The sequence below is a fragment of the Paraburkholderia sp. UYCP14C genome, from assembly GCF_004197395.1.
GTDB lineage: Bacteria > Pseudomonadota > Gammaproteobacteria > Burkholderiales > Burkholderiaceae > Paraburkholderia.
In genome coordinates this window covers 67,206-84,278 of sequence record NZ_SELS01000026.1, presented here as the reverse complement: position 1 = coordinate 84,278, position 17,073 = coordinate 67,206, and the positions used below count along the sequence as shown (strand labels likewise).

Sequence of the window (17,073 nt, the reverse complement as noted above, 5' to 3'; positions counted from 1 at the left end):
CGAATGCCTGCACCCGATCAACGGAACACCGCTGCTGACGCTCGTGCTGGAGGCTCGCTGGCGACCGCCCGCACGCAGCTCGTCGTCAGCAAGCTCGCGCTCTACTCGGCCGAACGGATGTTCGAGGCGGGCGGCGCGTCGGCCACGTCGCGCGTGCACAACTTCGACCGGCACTGGCGCAATCTGCGCACGATCTTCAATCGCAACCCGCTGCAGCACAAAGCGCGCGTGATCGGCGACTATGAACTGAACGGCGTGACGACCCACCTGACGGAAGGGCGTGTTTTCTAGCACTAGCCGTGAGGCAGGCAGATCCATCCGCAATCTTCGCGGCGACGAGATAGCGCCGCCAGTCTTCCAACAAGCGCGCGATCGAATTCGCAAGGAAACCCACAAAATGAGCCGAGACCTTCTGATCCTGCTGGAACCGGGCTTCACCGATCCACGCCATCCGGGTGAGCGCTTCATATGTCCGCATGGCGCGCCGATCGAGGGGCTGCTCGCGAGCGACCCCGCGCGCGTCGCGCGGCTCGACGTGCTGCGCGTGCCGTTCGAGCGGCCGCGCAAGGCCGTGATCGAAGCGCTCGATGAAGCGCATCAGGGGCTGCCCGCTCTCGTGTTAGGTGACGAGCAGCCAGCGCCCGCCGATGCCGAGTCGCTCGGGGAGCGGCGCTTCGTCACCGACCCGCGCCGCATCCTCGATCTGCTCGCCGAGCGGCACGGCTTTCCGAAAGTTCATTGATCCGATGCGAGGACATCGCCGATGAGTCAGCTTCCGGCACTCGCTGCATCGCGCCGTCTGCATCTGAACGCCGACGATATCCAGCGCTGGTTCGAGGGCGCTGCCGCCGATGGTTTCAACCTGATGCCCGACGCGCTGCCAGGGGATTGTGCGATTTCGTCGATGGCGTCGTGTGGATCTTGCAGCAGCGCGGCATTTTCCGCAGCGAATACGAAGGCACAACGCTGCGCGAGCATGTCGGACTGACCCGTGCACCCAATCCGCAACGCTGGCGCGCCAGCGCATAGGGTTGCGGCCGCCTTACCGCCTGACAACGACTTGTACAGACCATGAGCCAACGCAAAGGACATCTGCGCCTCGGCGCGTTTCTCTATCCGACCGGACATCACATCGCCGCGTGGCGTCATGCGGACGCGCATGCGGATGCCGGCCGCGACTTCCGCCACTACGTGCAACTCGCCCAGGCGGCGGAAGCCGCGAAGTTCGATCTGGTCTTTCTTGCCGACGGCTCGGGCACGCGTGGCGACAATGTCGACTTTCTGAGCCGAACCGCGCACAGCTATGTGGCTCAGTTCGAGCCGATCACGTTGCTCTCGGCACTGGCCGCGTTGACCGAACGTATCGGCCTCGTCGGCACCGCTTCGACGACCTTCAACGAGCCGTATCACATCGCGCGCAAGTTTGCGTCACTCGATCACATCAGCGCAGGGCGAGCGGGATGGAATCTCGTCACGTCGTCGAGCGCGCACGAGGCGAAGAACTTCGGCTTCGACGAACATCTCGCCCACGCGCGGCGCTACGAGCGCGCGGTCGAATTCGCGGAGGTGGTCGACGGCCTGTGGGACAGCTGGGACGAAGATGCGTTCGTGCGCGACAAGGCCGCGGGCCGCTACTTCGAACCGGCGAAACGCCATGTGCTCGAGCATCGCGGGGAGTTCTTCAACGTGCGAGGACCGCTGAACGTCGAACGCTCGCCGCAGGGCCGGCCGGTCGTCGTGCAGGCCGGGTCGTCGGAAGCGGGCAAGGCGCTCGCGGCGCGCACCGCGGAAGTCATCTTTACCGCGCAGCAGACGCTCGACGATGCGCTCGCGTTCTACGCGGACGTGAAAGGCCGTCTCGCGCAGTATGGCCGCGAGCCGGACGACCTGAAGATCATGCCGGGCGTGATGCCGATCGTCGGCGAGACCGAGCGCGAGGCGCGCGAAAAGTTCGATGCGCTGCAGGCACTGATCGACCCTGCGGTTGGTCTCTCGCTGGTATCGGCGCTGACCGGCGGTTTCGATCTGTCGGGCTATCCGCTCGACGGGCCGATTCCCGAACTACCCGAAACGAACGCGAGCAAGAGCCGCCAGTCGCTGACCCTCGAACTGGCGCGGCGCGAGAACCTGACGATCCGCGAGCTTTATCTGCGCGTGGCTGGCGCACGCGGGCACTGGCAACTGGTCGGTACGCCGCAGCAGATCGCCGATGCGCTCGAGGAGCGTTTCGTCAACTACGGCGCCGACGGCTACAACGTAATGCCGGCGTTGCTTCCCAACAGTCTCGACGACTTCATCCGGCTCGTGTTGCCGGAATTGCGGCGCAGAGGCCTGTTTCGCCACGAATACGAAGGCCGCACGCTGCGCGAGCATCTCGGCTTGCGCCGGCCGGTGTCGCGCTACCAGCATGAAGCCGTGACGGATTGAATCAGGATCGGGGCAGGGCGCACGAAGCGGTTGCGGCTTGGCCCCTCAAAACAACGCGCCGCGCATCGACGGTCGCGATGCGCGGCGCGTTGCGCCGACGCCTCGCGGCGTCAGCAGGCTAGAGCAGTTCGACTAGTAGTCGAAGCCGGGACCACCGGCTCCGGGTCCCGCCGGCGACGCAGCCGATGCCGCATCTTTCGGCGCTTCGTGCACGGTGGCGTCGGTCGTCAACAGCAGGCTCGCCACGGAGGCGGCATTCTGTAGGGCCGTGCGCGTGACTTTGGTCGGATCGACCACCCCGGTTTCGACGAGGTCGCCGTATTCGCCCGTGGCCGCGTTGTAGCCATAGTTGCCGCTGCCTTCGGCCACCCTGGCGACGATCACGCTCGCTTCCTCGCCCGCATTGGCGACGATCTGGCGTAACGGTTCTTCGAGCGCGCGACGCACGATGTTGATACCGGCGTTCTGATCCGCATTCGCGCCTTGCAGCGCGGCGATCGCCTGTTTCACGCGAATCAGCGCGACACCGCCGCCCGGCACGATACCTTCTTCGACCGCGGCGCGCGTCGCGTGCAGCGCATCGTCGACGCGGTCTTTCTTCTCCTTCACCTCGATCTCGGTCGCGCCGCCCACCTTGATCACGGCGACACCGCCCGCGAGCTTCGCGACACGTTCCTGCAGCTTTTCACGGTCGTAGTCCGAGGTGGCTTCCGCGATCTGCGCGCGAATCTGCTTCACGCGAGCCTCGATGCTGACCTTCTCTCCGGCGCCGTCGATAACGATGGTGTTTTCTTTGCCCACCTCGATGCGCTTGGCCTGACCGAGTTCGGCGAGCGTCGCTTTTTCGAGCGTCAAGCCGGTTTCCTCTGCGATCACCTGGCCGCCGGTGAGGATCGCGATGTCTTCGAGCAGCGCCTTGCGGCGGTCGCCGAAGCCGGGCGCCTTGACCGCGACCGTCTTCAGAATGCCGCGAATATTGTTCACGACGAGCGTCGCGAGCGCTTCGCCTTCGACGTCTTCGGCGATGATCAGCAGCGGCCGGCCGGACTTTGCGACCTGTTCGAGGATCGGCAGCAGATCGCGGATGTTCGAGATCTTCTTGTCGTGCAACAGCACGAATGGCTGTTCGAGTGCGGCGAGCTGCCGGTCCTGGTCGTTGATGAAATAGGGCGACAGGTACCCACGGTCGAACTGCAGACCTTCCACGACGTCGAGCTCGTCTGCGAGCGACTTGCCGTCTTCGACGGTGATCACGCCTTCCTTGCCGACCCGGTCGATCGCTTCGGCGATGCGCTGGCCGATCGATTCTTCGCCGTTCGCGGAGATCGTCGCGACCTGAGCGATTTCCTTGCTGGTGGTCGTGGGCTTGCTGATCTTCCTGAGCTCCTCGACGGCCGCGATGACGGCCTTGTCGATGCCGCGCTTCAGATCGAGCGGATTGAGGCCCGCCGCGACGTATTTCTGGCCCTCACGGACGATCGCCTGCGCGAGCACGGTCGCGGTTGTCGTGCCGTCCCCCGCCGCGTCGCTGGTCTTCGACGCCACTTCCTTGACGAGCTGCGCGCCGATGTTCTGCAGCTTGTCGGCCAGTTCGATCTCCTTCGCGACGGACACACCGTCCTTCGTCACGACAGGGCTGCCGAAACTGCGTTCGAGCACGACGTTGCGGCCCTTCGGCCCAAGCGTCACTTTCACCGCATTGGCGAGCAGGTTGACGCCTTCAACCAGTCTGGTACGGGCGATGTCGCTGAAAGCGACTTCTTTGGCTGCCATGTTTGCTTTCTCCTCAGATTTGAACGACCGCGACGATATCTTCCTCGCGCAGTACCAGCAGTTCGTTGCCGTCGACCTTCACCGCCTGACCCGCGTACTTGCCGAACAGCACGCGATCGCCAACTTCCAGGTCCGGTTCGACGCGCTTGCCGTCGTTACCGCGGCGGCCGGGCCCGACGGCGAGGATCTCGCCCTGGTCGGGCTTTTCCGCGGCGCTGTCGGGGATCACGATGCCCGACGCGGTGCAGGTCTCCTGGTCGAGGCGCTTGACGATCACGCGATCATGTAAAGGGCGTAGGCTCATCTGTTGTTTCCTTCCTCACGGGTTGCTATTGGCATTGCGCTCCACGGCGCCAGACTCAGGACGGTAAGTCGGCGCCCGTGCAAATCCAACCAATGTTTGCGCATATGAAAAGCACGCGAGGAAGGAAATCGATTCGTCCGTACGCAGCGCATCAGGCATAAAGCGCCTGCATACGGCGGGCTTCGAACGTCGCTGCTGTCGGGCTTCAATTTGAAATCGAGCTGTCGCCAGGCAGCCTCAGCGCAACGGCATTACACTGGCCCGACCCTGTTCTCGATGGATACCGGCTCATGTCACGTCAGCTTCGCCTCGGCGCCTTCATGCGCCCCACGACGATCCACACCGGCGCATGGCGCTACCCTGGCGCCTATCCCGATGCCAACTTCAATTTCGAGCATCTCAAACGTTTTGCACAGACGCTCGAGCGCGGCCGCTTCGACGCGTTCTTCATGGCCGACCACCTCGCGGTGCTCAACATGCCGCTAGACGCCCTCAGGCACAGCCACACAGTGACCTCGTTCGAGCCGCTCACGTTGCTGCCCGCGCTAGCGGCGGTCACCGAGCGGCTAGGTCTCGTCGCGACCGCGTCCACGACCTTCGACGCGCCGTATCACGTGGCGAGGCGGTTCGCGTCGCTCGACCATATCAGCGGTGGCCGCGCCGGGTGGAATCTCGTGACGACATCGAATCCGGACGCGGCGCTCAATTTCGGCCTCGACGAGCACGTCGAACACGACGAGCGCTACCGGCGCGCCCGCGAATTCTTCGATGTGGTCACGGGGCTGTGGGATAGCTGGGCCGATGACGCGTTTATCCGCGACACGGCGAGCGGAACATTCTTCGACCCGCAAAAGCTGCATGTGCTGAACTACAAAAGCACGAACTTCTCGGTGCGAGGCCCGTTGAATATCGCCCGGCCGATTCAGGGCTGGCCCGTGATCGTGCAGGCCGGTTCATCTGAAGCGGGACGGCAGATCGCCGCGGAAACGGCCGAAGTCGTGTTCACCGCGCAAACCACACTGGCCGATGGAAAGCGTTTCTACGCCGACGTAAAAAGCCGCATGGAGAAACTCGGCCGCTCGCGCGATCACATGAAGATTCTGCCGGCGGCTTTCGTCGTGGTGGGCGATACGCTCGACGAGGCGCGCGAAACGCGCGAGCGGCTCGATACGTTCGTGCACTACGAGAGCGGCATCGCTTCATTGTCGATCGCGTTGGGACACGATGTGTCCGGTCTCGATCCGGACGGCCCACTCCCGGAAATTCCCGAGACCAACGCAAGCCGCACCGCGCGGCAACGCGTGGTGGAATGGGCTCAGCGCGATGGCTTGACGATCCGCCAGCTCGCGCAGCGCATCGGCGGATACTCCGGGCTGGAGATGGTCGGCACTGCCGGGATGATTGCTGATCAGATGGAGCAGTGGCTGCTGGAAGAGGGCTCAGACGGATTCAATGTGATGTTCTCGCATCTTCCAGCGGGTCTCGACGATTTCGTCGACAAAGTCATTCCCGAACTGCAGAGACGGGGGCTGTTCCGGCGCGAGTACGAAGGCAAGACGCTGCGCGAGAATCTTGGGCTGCCAAGGCCTGAAAACCGGTTCTTTTCCGCGTGAGGCGGATCGCGCGCAGCCGCATCGGCAAGCGGCCCGCGCGAATCTGTCGGCCGCTACCTGGCCGCCAGCGCGGGCTTGCTGCCAAGCAGCGCCCACTGCCCATTCTCGACGACGAGGTTGACGCTCTTCACGCCGATCACACGTCGCGTCGCCGGGTCGAAGGTCGCCTTGCCGAACACGACGCTCGGCACGTCATGCAGCTTCGGCAGCGCATCGCGCACGCCGCGTCGATCTAGTCCGCCCGTGCGCAACGCATAAGCGGCAATGATCGTGGCGTCGTAGGCGAATGCATTGAAGGCGTCGGGCTCGTGATGGTACTTCGCCTCGAAGTCGCGAACGAAGCGCTGGACTTCAGGGCTGCGGTCTCCGGGGAAAAAGCTCGTGTTGGTGGTCACCCCGTTTACGGCGTCACCGCCGAGTTCCATGAATTTCGGCGAGTACACCGAACTCGCCGCCACGATCGGCAGCGTGATGCCGCTCGTGCGCGCCTGACGCACGATCTGCGCACCGTCCGAGTAGTACGAAATCAGCACGAGCGAGTCGGGCTTCGTATCGCGCACACGCAGCAGCGTCGCGCGGAAATCCTTGTCGGTGGGCTGGTAGCCTTCGGCCGCGATGACCTGCGCGCCGCGCGCGGCTGCCGCCTTCACGAAGACGTCCTTGCTGGCGCGACCCCAGTCAGTGTTCTGGAACAGCACGGCGACGCGCCTGAAGCCCTGTTTGACGGTCAGATCCGCGAGCAGCGGCTGCGCGTCGGCCTGGCTGACCGACGGGCTCCAGATGAAGTCGCCGCCCTTCGTGAAGTCCGGATGCGAGTTGGTGAAGCCCAGCTGAACCAGGCCCGCGCGCTGATAGATCGGCGAGGCCGCCATCGAAGCGGGGCTCGAAAAATCACCGAGTTCGATCAGGATGCGCTTGTCGTCGACGAACTTCTGCGCGATCGCGACCGCCTGGCGCGGATCGCTCTGACTGTCTTCGAACACGTACTGCAGCGGATGGCCGTCGATGCCGCCGTCGCGGTTGATTTCGTCGAGCGCGAGGTCGAAGCCGGCTTTCCATTGCGCGCCGTATTGCGCGTTAGGACCGGTCAACGGTCCGCTGACGCCGAAGAAAACCGGCTCGCCGCTGGCAGGTGCCGCCGACGAAACGGCGGAGAAAGAGAAAGCAATGACGGCGCCGGCGAGCGCGAAAAGTCGCCGGTGCAGCGCGGAAGAACACGTGGCAGACATGACGGATTTTCTCGGAGTGAGTGGGACTGCAAGTCTCTAACGCATCACATCGTGCGGCAACGAAGCGATTGTCATATCCATTCGCTGGGCACCGCACTGTTGCGAAGTCGATGCGGCGGCGGCCTCGCTCAGGCCGGAAACACTGGTTCGCCCAACGTCAGCATCAAACGGTTGGCCCAGGCGAAGATCGCAATCGCGTGGCTGAGATCGAGAATCTGCGCATCGTCGAGTCCCGCGCGGCGCAGCGCATCGAGCGATTCGGCTGTGACCGCCTGCGGATGCAGCGTAAGATCGATCGCGTATCGCACGATGGCGCGCTCGCGTTCGGTCGTTCCCGCGGTTTCAGGAGCGGCGAAGATCTGCTGGATCACGTCGTCGCGCTTCGCGAGTTGCTGGAAGCGCTGCGCGTGCACCGACGCGCAGTAAACGCATCCGTTGACACGCGAGACGACCGTGCTCGCGAGCTCACGCTCCGCACGTGACAAGCCGCCCGGCGCGTACATGATGCTATTGAAGGCGCCCGATCGTTGCCGCAGGATTTCCGCCTCGTGCACCAGCAACAGGTAGTAGTCGGAGGTCTTCGCTTGAGGGTGGCTTGCTTCGAGGACCGCGCTCTGCTCGGGCGATGCCTGCGCAAGCGGGACCGTGTCCAGCCAGGCGGACCAGCCGAGTGTCTGTGTCGTAAAGGCTTGATTCGAACTCATGCCTTTGCCTCCAATGCGCGCAATGCGGCGACGACACGCACCTGGTATGTCACGAACGCGACGAGTTGCGAGAGCGCGACGATGGCGCGTGTCGTGAGGCCAGCCGCTTGTAACGTCGAGAGCGCCGGCTTGCCGGTCGCGGCAGGGCGCAGCGTCAGGGCTTCCGTGTGAAGCAGGATCGCGGCGAGCCGCGGCTCGGTCTTCGCGATCGACGCGAGCGCAACGGCGCGTTGCCCGGCGATCGCATCGAGCCGCGAGTTCGTCGTTTCGGTCTGTGCGTCGGCAGCGCTCGCCGGTGCCAGCAGCCGCTCGCGATACGCGAGCGCCGTCTGCTCAGCGTTCGATAGCAACGCGGCATACCAGGCCGCGTAGAGCCGCTCGCGAAGCGTCAGATCGGCGACCTCGGTCGAGAACAGCGCATCGTGACTGCCTTGCGTATAACGCGTCGCGTCGCCGCGGAATGCGCGCAGCGCCGCAGTCGCGCCGTCGGGCGCCAGTCCCGCGAGTTGTGCGACGAAGTCGTCGGTCGCGGTGGCCGATAGGGAATCAGCGGATGAAGACATCAGGTGTGGGTCCATTAAAGGGCAGGGGTGTCGGCGGGCACGGTGCCGGCAGCGGCATCCGCGTCGTCCCATTCGTCTCCCGCGAGTTCCGCGGTGTCGAAAGCTTGCAGCGCCGCGTAGTGCGTATCGCGGTCGGCGTCGAACAGCATCGCGGCGATCGCGCGCGCGAGCCGCTGCGCGCCGTCGCTGATCGCGGGGATATCGCCGGCTACCTTGCCGTGCGTCAGACTGGCCGCGTGATTGAAGCAGTGGATGCGCGCGAGCGCGGGACAGCTTCCGGGAACGCGCTCCTGGAACGCGAAGTTACGGTCGAGGTCCGGAGAGCTGGCGAGTTCTTCGTTGGATAATCCGGGCGCCGCTGTAAAGCGCTCGCGCCAGCGGCGCACGTGCGGCGCAATCGACGCGAACTCGTCGCGTGTATCGATTTCCGAGTGAAAGCCGGTCGCGAAAATCAGGTAGTCGACCGTGTATCGCCCTCTGGGCGTGTCGACGACGATCGAGTCGCCTTCGTAGCGCAGGCATGTCAGCGGACTCGATAGGTGCAGGTGAGCCTGCGCGTGGGCAGCGACCCGCAGCACGCTGTCGCGCGGCGGTGGTGTCTGCGTTTGCGCGGAATAGTGCAGGAAGCGCCACTTCCAGGTGTCAGGAAGACTCGCGAACCCATGAACGAGGCCGGGACTACCGATGCCGGTCAGCTTGTTGATACGGGGCAGCGCCGCGCGGCGCACGAAAAGATCGACTCGTCCCGCGCCAGCCTCGAGAGCGCTCGCGGCGTTATCGAACGCGGATGCGCTTGCGCCGACCACGCCGACACGTTTGCCGCGCAACGCGGCAAAGTCGATCGGGTCCGACGAGTGCGCGCGCAGATGTGCGGGAACGTCCCGGGCAACGTCGGGGATGTACGGGCCGCCCAGTCCTTCCCGGCCGGTTGCGAGCACGACATGGCGGGCGAGCACGGTTTCGCGCCGCGCTTCCCGGGCGTTGTTGGCCGCTCCGTGCAACAGCGCGAGCTCGATCAGACCATCGCTGCGCGTCTGCAGTTTCTCGACACGCGTGTCATTGGATACCGGCAGATCGAGCACGCGCCGATACCAGCGCAGATAGTCCATCCATTGCGCGCGTGGAATCTTGTAGAGCGCGCCCCATTGGTCGCGGCCGAACTGGGCTTCGTACCAGGCGCGGAACGTGAGCGCGGGCAAGCGCAGTGCGGGTCCCGTCAACTGTTTGGGAGAGCGAAGCGTCTGCATCCGCGCATAGGTGATCCAGGGACCTTCCTGACCGGCCGGCGCCTGATCGAAGAGGCGCTGATTGTCGATGCCGAGCAGCCGCAGTTCGGCGCTCGCCGTGAGCCCGGCCATGCCCGCGCCGATGATGGCGACATCGAGCACGCGCTGCCCGTCGGAAGTCCGTGCGGGAACCCAGGAAGGCGCGGGCAACTCGAGCCAGCCGAGGTCCTCGCGAAGCCGCGCTTCGAGCGCGGCCAGTCCCGCAGCCGCGTGGGGAGGAGTCGTTGCGCTCATGCCGGGGCTCCGATGTCGCGGTAAGTGAAGGAACTGGAACGCAGGGTAGGGTCCGCGCTATCCGTGCGATCGTGAGCGACCAGTGCGCCATGCCGTGACGCCGCGTGACGCACGGACCCAGGCAGAAGCATCCGCGAGACCTCCGCGAGCGATTCGATCATCGCGTTCACTTCAACGCTGCGAGGCAGGCCCGACAGTGTGACGACGCCATAGAGGAACGGAATCGCCACATCGAGCGGTCGGACTTCGACGTCCGGGAGGCGCATGCCGAAGGCAGTCACCGGATCGACGATTGCGACTCCCAGTTGTTGTTGCGCGGCCATCATCGCGTTCAGCGATGCATTCGTTTCGAGCGCGATGTTAGGCGCGACGCCAGCCTCGTCGAATGCGCGATCGATACGGCTGCGCAGACGATAGCGGTTTGCCAGCGTGGCGACGGGCTGGCCGGCGAGGTGCGCGAGCCGTAGCACGGCATCTTGCGCGAGCGGGTCGCTCGGATGCAGCACCGCGACACATGGCGCCTCGATGATGTAGTGCACGTCGAGCGCAGCATGGTCGAGCGGCAAAGTCGCGATGCCGATGTCGGCCGAACGTGACAGCAACGCCTCCACGACCTGCTCGGCGGACGCGCTGCGCAGCTGCGTGTCGACGCGCGCGCTTGCTTGCGCGAGCTTCGCCATTGCGCGTGGCGCCAGTGCCGCAGCGAGTGCGGGCGTCGCGACGACGCGCAATGGCATGACCTCGTCGCGGCCGATTGCGCGCGCGCTGGCCTCGATAGCAGCGAGGCCGATCAACGAGCGCTCGACTTCGCCGTACAGCCGGAACGCGCGGCTCGTCGGTGTGACACGAGGTCCTTTGCGGTCGAATAGCGCGTAGCCGATCTCCTGTTCGAGATCCTGGATCGTTCTCGTGACGCCAGGTTGCGAGCGGCCGAGCAGGCGCGCGGCGCCGGTCATGCTGCCCGTCGACATGACCGCCGAGAACGCTTCGAGTTGATGCAGCTCCATGCGATGCCTCATCCATGTGATGGGTGCATTTTAGGAGCGCTTGAATGCGCGATTCTTATAATAAATTCCGCTATGCAATTGACGAAAGTTACCGTGAGCGGCTGCTTGCGCGCTTCGCGGCGACCGCCTCGCTACGAACGTGAATCGCAAAAAAGTGCTTGAAATGAGGGGTTTTCGCAGCAGGCGGCCATCTCGAACACGCTCTCGTAAAGAGCATCAGCATTCGCCTTCACAAGCTTTGCAAATCCAATGGAATAAGCTTCGTCGCGCATCTTCGTTGGCCCGCGTCCGAGCGACATGGTTACATGGCCTCACTCAATTCCAAGGCGTGAGATCTGTATGTCGATTCTGCGGAACAACAAGCGCGGTGCGGCCAGCACTTTGCGTCACCTGGCCGGCGCGCTGGCGCTCGCATCCTGCGGCGTGATGCCCGTGGCGCACGCGGCCGATCCCTACTGGGTCGGCGTGACCGGACCACTCAGCGGCCAGGATGCGCAATACGGCGAGCAATGGAAGCGCGGCTTCGATCTCGCGCTCGAACAGATCAACGGCAATGGCGGGATCAACGGCCATCCGCTTAGCTATGACTTCGAGGACAGTCGCAGCGATCCGCGTCAGGCCGTCGCCATCGCACAGAAGTTCGTCGACGACAAACGCATCCTGCTGGAACTGGGGGACCTGTCGAGCGGTGCATCGATGGCCGCGTCGCCGGTGTACCAGCGCGCAGGTCTCGTGCAGTTCGGTTTCACCAATTCGCATCCTGACTTCACGAAGGGCGGCGACTATATGTGGAGCACGGCGATCAGCCAGGCCGAAGAACAGCCGCTGCTTGCGCACTACGTGACGAAAGGACTCGGCTTCAAGAAGATCGCCGTGCTTTATCTGAACACGGACTGGGGCCGCACCAGCAAGGACATCTTCGCGAAGGCCGCGACGGCGGACGGTGCTCAGGTCGTCGCGGCCGAAGCGTATCAACCGAGCGAGAAGGACTTTCGCGCGACGCTCACACGCGTGCGCAGCGAGGAGCCCGATTCGATCGTGCTGATCTCCTACTATTCCGACGGTGCCCAGATCGTTCGCCAGGCGCGAGCCGCCGGCGTGCGCACGCCGATCGCGGCGGTCGGCTCGGTGTATTCGCCGAAGTTTCTCGATCTCGGCGGCCCGGCGGTGAATGGCGTCTACACCGAATCGAACTTCTTCCCCGGCGATCCGCGCCCGGAAGTGCAAAGCTTCGTGCAGCGCTATCGAGCCAAATACGGCAGCGATCCGGACACCTTCGCCGCGCGCGCGTACGACGCGATGATTCTGGCGGGCGAAGTGATTCGTCGCTACGGTGCCGATCGCGCGGCCGTACATGACGGCTTTGCGAAGATCGACGACGTGCCGAGCGTGATCTTCGGCAAGTTCAAGTTCGATCCGCAGACGCGCCGCGTGGCGGGCGCGAAGAATCTCGATCTCGTCGTGAAGGACGGCAAGTTCGCGCTGTGGGACGGCGCGAGCGCCGTGCACACGCCATGAGCGCCTGGTTCGACTACACGATCAACGGACTGATCGTCGGCAATATCTATGCGCTGCTCGCGGTCGGCCTTGCGCTGATCTTCGGCGTGTCGCATCTGATCAATTTCGCTCACGGCTCCGTGTATATGGTGGGCGGCTTCATCGGCTGGCTGTGTCTGACGCGGTTCGGCTTGCCGCTGCCCGTGGCGCTCGTCGCGACCGTCGCGGGCTGCGCGCTGCTCGGCATCCTGATCGAGCGAATCGGCCTCAGGCCATTGCAGGGCGCGGCCCGTATCGCGCCGCTGCTCGCTACCATCGGTATCAGTTTCGTGCTCGACCAGCTCGCGCAGATCGTGTTCGGACCCGACCCGCGGCCGGTGCCGAGTTCGCTGCCCGAGTGGACGCTGTCGATCGGCGGGGCCACCATCGGCTCGCTCGATCTGCTGATCGCGGCCATTGGGGTCGGCGCGGCGGGCGTGCTGTACGTGTTCCTGCGCTTCACGCGGCTCGGCTGGGCCGTGCGCGCGACTGCGCAGGATCGCGATGCCGCGCAGCAGATGGGTGTCAATGTGAACGCCGTGAATCAGGCTGTGTTCGCGATTGCCTGCGGACTCGGGGGCTTAAGCGGCTTGCTGGTCGGCATGTACTACAACAGCATCGATCCGGCGATGGGCTTTCAGGCGACGTTGAAAGGCGTGGTCGCCTTGCTGATCGGCGGCCTGGGGAACGTGCCGGGCGCGATTGCCGGCAGCCTGCTGCTCGGCCTCGTCGAGAGCTACGGGGTGGCGCTATTCGGCACCAGCTATCGCGACCTGTTCGCGTTCGTGCTACTGCTGGTGTTTCTGGTGTGGCGCCCCAATGGTCTCTTCAGCGCGAGCCGCCGGTTGCCGCCGGAGCCGCTGACCGGCACGTTTCTGTCGAACCGCCGCGCGCTGCGCATTCCGCGCCGCACGATCGTTGCGGTGGTAGCGCTCGCATTCGCGCTGCCGCTCGTGGTGCCGTCGTCTTACGTGCTACAGACGCTGACCAACGGCTGGATCTATGGGCTGCTCGCGTTGAGCCTGACGCTTGTCGCGGGCACCGTTGGGCAGATTTCGCTGGGACATGCGGCGTTGCTGCTGATCGGCGCTTATGCGTCGGCGCTGCTGTCCATCAACCTTGGTTGGTCGCCGGCGCTGACGATTCCGCTCGCCGGGATCATTACCGCGGCGATCGGCACGGTGCTGATTTATCCATCGTTCAGACTGCGCGGCCACTACGTGTCGATTGCGACGCTCGGCATCGGTGAAATCATCGGTCTTGTGGTGCTGAACTGGGACAGCCTCACGCGCGGGCCGGTCGGCATCACGGGGATTGCCCCGCTATCGCTGTTCGGCTGGCAACTGACGGGCGTGCGTGCCGTCTACTGGTTCACGCTCGCGGTGCTAGTGTTGCTCGCATTGCTGCAGGTACGGCTCCTGCACTCGCACCTGGGCCGCACGTGGCGCGCGATCCGCGAGGACGACGTGGCGGCGCGCGCGTATGGCATCCGTCCCAACCGCTACAAGGCGATCGCGTTCGCCTGCGGCGGTCTCGCGGCCGGCATCGGCGGCGGCATCGCGGCGCATCTGTACAGCTACATCAACTATCAGACCTTCGATTCGCAAGTGTCGATTCTCGCGCTGACGATGGTGATTCTTGGCGGTCTCGGTAGCGTAATCGGCGCGGTGGCCGGTGCAGTGGCGTTGATCAGCCTGCCCGAGCTGTTCCGTTTTGCCGCCGACTACCGCATGCTGATCTACGGCGTGATTTTGCTGCTGCTGGTGCGTTTCAGGCCTCAAGGCCTGTTCGGATCGGTATGACGGAGACGACTATGACATCTTCTTTGCCACGCGGCACGGAAATCCTGTTCGACGTGCGGCGCGTTACGCGCCGTTTCGGCGGTCTGGTCGCAGTCGACGAAGTGAACCTGTCGGTTGCGCGCGGCGAATGCGTGAGCGTGATCGGTCCGAACGGCGCCGGTAAGTCCACGCTGTTCAATCTGCTGACCGGTATCGATACACCCGACGCCGGCGTGGTGAAGTTCGCCGGCGAAGACGTGACCGGCATGGCGCCGGAGCAGCTTGCCGCACGCGGCGTCGCTCGCACGTTCCAGCATGGACGGGTATTCGGCAATCTGAGCGTGCTCGATAACGTGCTGGTCGGCGCACATGCACGGCTCGCGATGACGCGCCGCGGGTGGCCCGTGGTCGGGGCGTTCGCGGAAGTGCTGCGCGCGCTGGCGGGACCCGCATCGGTACGCCGCGAAGACGCCGCGCTGCGCGACGAAGTGACAGCGCTGCTGGCGCGCTTCGGTACACGCCTCTCGCCACGTATCGACCAGCCGGCGCATAGCCTGTCCTATGCGAACCGTCGCCGCGTCGAGATTGCGCGTGCGCTGGCGTTGCATCCGCGTATTCTGCTGCTGGACGAACCGACCGCCGGCATGAACGAATCCGAAACCGCGGAAATGCTCGAGCTGATTCTCGAACTGAAGCGCGACGGTCTCACCATCCTGCTGATCGAACACAAGCTCGATCTCGTGATGCAGCTTTCCGATCGCGTGCTCGTGCTCGAAGACGGCCGCAAGATTGCTTCGGGGCTGCCGGCCGAGGTGCGCGATGATCCCGCAGTGATCGAGGCCTACCTTGGACATCGTCGGGTCGGCGCGGCCGCTGGCCGTAACGAAACGGCGGCCGCATGAAAACATCAAGTCTGCATCTGGTTGCGCCGAACCCATTACCTTCCGCACAAACCGCCATGACCGAGCCGTTGCTGAAACTCGAACAGATCGACACGTTCTACGGACAGATCCAGGTGCACTTCGGCATCAATCTCAGCATCGGGCGCGGCGAGATCGTGAGCCTGCTGGGCGGCAATGCGAGCGGCAAATCGACGGCGATGAAGGTGATTCTTGGTTTGCACAAACCGAGAGCCGGCACGATCAGCTTCGACGGCAAACCGTTGAACGGCCTGCCGACCGCGCAGATCGTGCGGCAAGGCATCGCTTCGGTGCCGGAAGCCCGGCGTCTGTTCGGCGACATGACGGTGCGCGAGAACCTGCTGATGGGCGCGTTCACGCGCAACGACCGTGCAGGCATCAGCGAGGACTATGAGCGCATGCTCGAGCTTTTCCCGCGGGTGAAAGAGCGGTTGACCCAGCGGGCCGGCACGCTGTCGGGCGGCGAACAGCAGATGCTGGCGATGGCGCGCGCGCTGATGAGCCGCCCCGCGCTGGTCTGCATGGACGAGCCGACGATGGGCCTGTCGCCGCTTTACGTCGACAAGGTGCTCGAACTGATCCAGACCATCAACCGGCAGGGGATCACGTTCTTCATGGTCGAGCAGAACGCGAGCCTCGCGCTGCAGATCGCGCATCGCGGCTATGTGTTGCAGACGGGGCGCGTGGTCTTGTTCGGTACCGCGAGCGAATTGCTCGGCGACCAGCGAATCCGTGACGCTTACCTCGGTGGATCGCTGGCGGCGCAGACGGCGTCGTGAGCGACGCCGGGCTGCTTCGCGTTGCGCCGCCGGCGCGACGTCATTGAACGCGATGGGTCGAGGAGCCTGCTACCAGTTCGATGACGGCGTCATGGGCGAGTGCGCGCTCCAGCAGACGCGCCGTGCTGTCCGCGTACGTGTCAAGCGCGACCGCGAAAACACCTTCGCCTCGCAAGGCAAGGTGTCGCTGAAGATCCGCCGCAAGACCTTCGGTGGCCCCGCGACTATGGCGGCCGGGACTTGCGAGCGTGAGCGTCGTCGTACCGAGCGGCAGGATGGCCAACGCGACGTCGTAACCGGGAAGCGGAGCACGCTGCACGCTGGGCTCGCCAAGCAGCGCGCGATATCGTGCGAGGCTCGCGTTCAGATCGTTCACCGCAAGCGTGATGTTCACGACACCGCGCGCACCGTTCGCGTGATCGCGCACGTCGCCTTCGGCCACGCGCAGGCGGCGCGGCGTCAGATCGCCGCACAGGAAGGGCAGGTCCGCACTCGACGGCTTGCCGATTTGCCATTCGAGGCGCTCGCCGTCGGGACGCACGCGTCCACCGGCGAGGGGGCCGTCGTAGAACAGACCTCGTTCGCGAGCGGCAGAGATGGTGCTGGCAACCGACTGCGGTAGAAGCGCGAAATCGACGAACCCATCGCCGATGCGCTGGTCCGCATCCCACCAGCGATGCTCCGGCGCGTCGCGCAGAAAAGCGATCAGTTCGACGTAGCTGCCGTCCTCGAAGCCGATCAGCGCGTTGTGTGTGGCGCCGTCGGCGTGCGTGCCGCCGCGTTGCACGGTAAAGCCGAGCGTCGTGAAATCGGCGATGGTCTGTTCGAGATTCTGTACGCGAATGACGATGTGGTCGAGTGTAAGAGACATGTCGGACGAACTCCGCAGTGGGGTCGCCAGCGAGTATGCGAAGCCT

At 64.7% G+C, this 17,073-nt stretch carries 15 protein-coding genes and 2 pseudogenes; 9 read left to right on the top strand and 8 right to left on the bottom strand.

Annotated elements, in window-relative coordinates; translation table 11 throughout:
- Positions 1-33: 33 nt before the first annotated feature.
- From EVC45_RS23520 to EVC45_RS23505, 4 genes and pseudogenes are all read left to right on the top strand, one after another.
- A pseudogene (locus EVC45_RS23520) lies at positions 34-291 on the top strand (acyl-CoA dehydrogenase); the annotation flags it as partial.
- Positions 292-397: 106 nt separating this feature from the next.
- Complete coding sequence (locus tag EVC45_RS23515; RefSeq protein WP_129960623.1) at positions 398-742, top strand: DUF3088 domain-containing protein; 345 nt, start codon at positions 398-400, stop codon at positions 740-742.
- Between the two features lie 69 nt (positions 743-811).
- Positions 812-1,029 (top strand): annotated as a pseudogene (locus EVC45_RS23510) (LLM class flavin-dependent oxidoreductase); the annotation flags it as partial.
- A gap of 42 nt (positions 1,030-1,071) precedes the next feature.
- Complete coding sequence (locus tag EVC45_RS23505) at positions 1,072-2,427, top strand: LLM class flavin-dependent oxidoreductase (protein WP_129960622.1); 1,356 nt, start codon at positions 1,072-1,074, stop codon at positions 2,425-2,427.
- Positions 2,428-2,559: 132 nt separating this feature from the next.
- Here EVC45_RS23505 and groL read toward each other — a convergent pair whose 3' ends face one another.
- Together groL and EVC45_RS23495 are read right to left on the bottom strand one after the other, a co-directional pair.
- A complete protein-coding gene (gene groL, locus EVC45_RS23500; protein WP_129960621.1) occupies positions 2,560-4,200 on the bottom strand; it encodes a chaperonin GroEL in 1,641 nt (546 codons plus the stop codon).
- 13 nt (positions 4,201-4,213) lie between these two features.
- Positions 4,214-4,504, bottom strand: a complete 291-nt coding sequence (locus EVC45_RS23495) for a co-chaperone GroES (protein WP_129960620.1) — start codon at positions 4,502-4,504, stop codon at positions 4,214-4,216.
- A 290-nt stretch (positions 4,505-4,794) separates the two neighbouring features.
- On the opposite strand from EVC45_RS23495, the gene EVC45_RS23490 reads away from it, so the two are divergent.
- Complete coding sequence (locus EVC45_RS23490) at positions 4,795-6,117, top strand: LLM class flavin-dependent oxidoreductase (protein WP_129960619.1); 1,323 nt, start codon at positions 4,795-4,797, stop codon at positions 6,115-6,117.
- Positions 6,118-6,170: 53 nt separating this feature from the next.
- Here EVC45_RS23490 and EVC45_RS23485 read toward each other — a convergent pair whose 3' ends face one another.
- The 5 genes from EVC45_RS23485 to EVC45_RS23465 all read right to left on the bottom strand — a co-directional run bounded on the left by EVC45_RS23485 (position 6,171) and on the right by EVC45_RS23465 (position 11,140).
- Positions 6,171-7,346 (bottom strand): ABC transporter substrate-binding protein, encoded by a 1,176-nt coding sequence (locus tag EVC45_RS23485; protein ID WP_129960618.1) that lies wholly within the window; start codon positions 7,344-7,346, stop codon positions 6,171-6,173.
- A 128-nt stretch (positions 7,347-7,474) separates the two neighbouring features.
- Positions 7,475-8,050 (bottom strand): peroxidase-related enzyme, encoded by a 576-nt coding sequence (locus tag EVC45_RS23480; protein ID WP_129960617.1) that lies wholly within the window; start codon positions 8,048-8,050, stop codon positions 7,475-7,477.
- Positions 8,047-8,613 carry a CMD domain protein gene (locus EVC45_RS23475; RefSeq protein WP_129960616.1) on the bottom strand — a complete coding sequence of 189 codons (567 nt, stop codon included), beginning with the start codon at positions 8,611-8,613 and terminating at the stop codon, positions 8,047-8,049. Before EVC45_RS23475 ends, EVC45_RS23480 begins: the two co-directional genes overlap by 4 nt.
- A gap of 14 nt (positions 8,614-8,627) precedes the next feature.
- Complete coding sequence (locus tag EVC45_RS23470; RefSeq protein ID WP_129960615.1) at positions 8,628-10,133, bottom strand: NAD(P)-binding domain-containing protein; 1,506 nt, start codon at positions 10,131-10,133, stop codon at positions 8,628-8,630.
- Positions 10,130-11,140: a LysR substrate-binding domain-containing protein gene (locus EVC45_RS23465; RefSeq protein WP_129960614.1), complete on the bottom strand. Its 1,011-nt coding sequence runs from the start codon at positions 11,138-11,140 to the stop codon at positions 10,130-10,132. The genes EVC45_RS23470 and EVC45_RS23465 overlap by 4 nt, the downstream gene beginning before the upstream one ends.
- A gap of 339 nt (positions 11,141-11,479) precedes the next feature.
- Here EVC45_RS23465 and EVC45_RS23460 point away from each other — a divergent pair, with 339 nt between their 5' ends.
- From EVC45_RS23460 to EVC45_RS23445, 4 genes are read left to right on the top strand one after another with little or no spacing between them, the layout of a single operon-like run.
- Positions 11,480-12,658: an ABC transporter substrate-binding protein gene (locus EVC45_RS23460; protein ID WP_129960613.1), complete on the top strand. Its 1,179-nt coding sequence runs from the start codon at positions 11,480-11,482 to the stop codon at positions 12,656-12,658.
- The gene (locus EVC45_RS23455) at positions 12,655-14,478 is read left to right on the top strand and encodes an ABC transporter permease (protein ID WP_129960612.1); all 1,824 of its coding nucleotides are present in this window, start codon (positions 12,655-12,657) and stop codon (positions 14,476-14,478) included. The genes EVC45_RS23460 and EVC45_RS23455 overlap by 4 nt, the downstream gene beginning before the upstream one ends.
- An 11-nt stretch (positions 14,479-14,489) precedes the next feature.
- Positions 14,490-15,359, top strand: a complete 870-nt coding sequence (locus EVC45_RS23450; protein WP_129960611.1) for an ABC transporter ATP-binding protein — start codon at positions 14,490-14,492, stop codon at positions 15,357-15,359.
- The gene (locus EVC45_RS23445; protein WP_129960610.1) at positions 15,356-16,156 is read left to right on the top strand and encodes an ABC transporter ATP-binding protein; all 801 of its coding nucleotides are present in this window, start codon (positions 15,356-15,358) and stop codon (positions 16,154-16,156) included. Before EVC45_RS23450 ends, EVC45_RS23445 begins: the two co-directional genes overlap by 4 nt.
- 40 nt (positions 16,157-16,196) lie before the next feature.
- On the opposite strand, the gene EVC45_RS23440 is transcribed toward EVC45_RS23445, so the two are convergent.
- Positions 16,197-17,027 (bottom strand): VOC family protein, encoded by an 831-nt coding sequence (locus tag EVC45_RS23440; protein ID WP_129960609.1) that lies wholly within the window; start codon positions 17,025-17,027, stop codon positions 16,197-16,199.
- Positions 17,028-17,073: the final 46 nt, after the last annotated feature.

What these genes read in the sequence shown, in the direction of transcription:
- EVC45_RS23515 (WP_129960623.1), top strand. Translation starts at nt 398, where the DNA reads ATGAGCCGAGACCTTCTGATCCTGCTGGAACCGGGCTTCACCGATCCA.
- EVC45_RS23505 (WP_129960622.1), top strand. Translation starts at nt 1,072, where the DNA reads ATGAGCCAACGCAAAGGACATCTGCGCCTCGGCGCGTTTCTCTATCCG.
- groL (WP_129960621.1), bottom strand. Translation starts at nt 4,200, where the DNA reads ATGGCAGCCAAAGAAGTCGCTTTCAGCGACATCGCCCGTACCAGACTG.
- EVC45_RS23495 (WP_129960620.1), bottom strand. Translation starts at nt 4,504, where the DNA reads ATGAGCCTACGCCCTTTACATGATCGCGTGATCGTCAAGCGCCTCGAC.
- EVC45_RS23490 (WP_129960619.1), top strand. Translation starts at nt 4,795, where the DNA reads ATGTCACGTCAGCTTCGCCTCGGCGCCTTCATGCGCCCCACGACGATC.
- EVC45_RS23485 (WP_129960618.1), bottom strand. Translation starts at nt 7,346, where the DNA reads ATGTCTGCCACGTGTTCTTCCGCGCTGCACCGGCGACTTTTCGCGCTC.
- EVC45_RS23480 (WP_129960617.1), bottom strand. Translation starts at nt 8,050, where the DNA reads ATGAGTTCGAATCAAGCCTTTACGACACAGACACTCGGCTGGTCCGCC.
- EVC45_RS23475 (WP_129960616.1), bottom strand. Translation starts at nt 8,613, where the DNA reads ATGTCTTCATCCGCTGATTCCCTATCGGCCACCGCGACCGACGACTTC.
- EVC45_RS23470 (WP_129960615.1), bottom strand. Translation starts at nt 10,133, where the DNA reads ATGAGCGCAACGACTCCTCCCCACGCGGCTGCGGGACTGGCCGCGCTC.
- EVC45_RS23465 (WP_129960614.1), bottom strand. Translation starts at nt 11,140, where the DNA reads ATGGAGCTGCATCAACTCGAAGCGTTCTCGGCGGTCATGTCGACGGGC.
- EVC45_RS23460 (WP_129960613.1), top strand. Translation starts at nt 11,480, where the DNA reads ATGTCGATTCTGCGGAACAACAAGCGCGGTGCGGCCAGCACTTTGCGT.
- EVC45_RS23455 (WP_129960612.1), top strand. Translation starts at nt 12,655, where the DNA reads ATGAGCGCCTGGTTCGACTACACGATCAACGGACTGATCGTCGGCAAT.
- EVC45_RS23450 (WP_129960611.1), top strand. Translation starts at nt 14,490, where the DNA reads ATGACATCTTCTTTGCCACGCGGCACGGAAATCCTGTTCGACGTGCGG.
- EVC45_RS23445 (WP_129960610.1), top strand. Translation starts at nt 15,356, where the DNA reads ATGAAAACATCAAGTCTGCATCTGGTTGCGCCGAACCCATTACCTTCC.
- EVC45_RS23440 (WP_129960609.1), bottom strand. Translation starts at nt 17,027, where the DNA reads ATGTCTCTTACACTCGACCACATCGTCATTCGCGTACAGAATCTCGAA.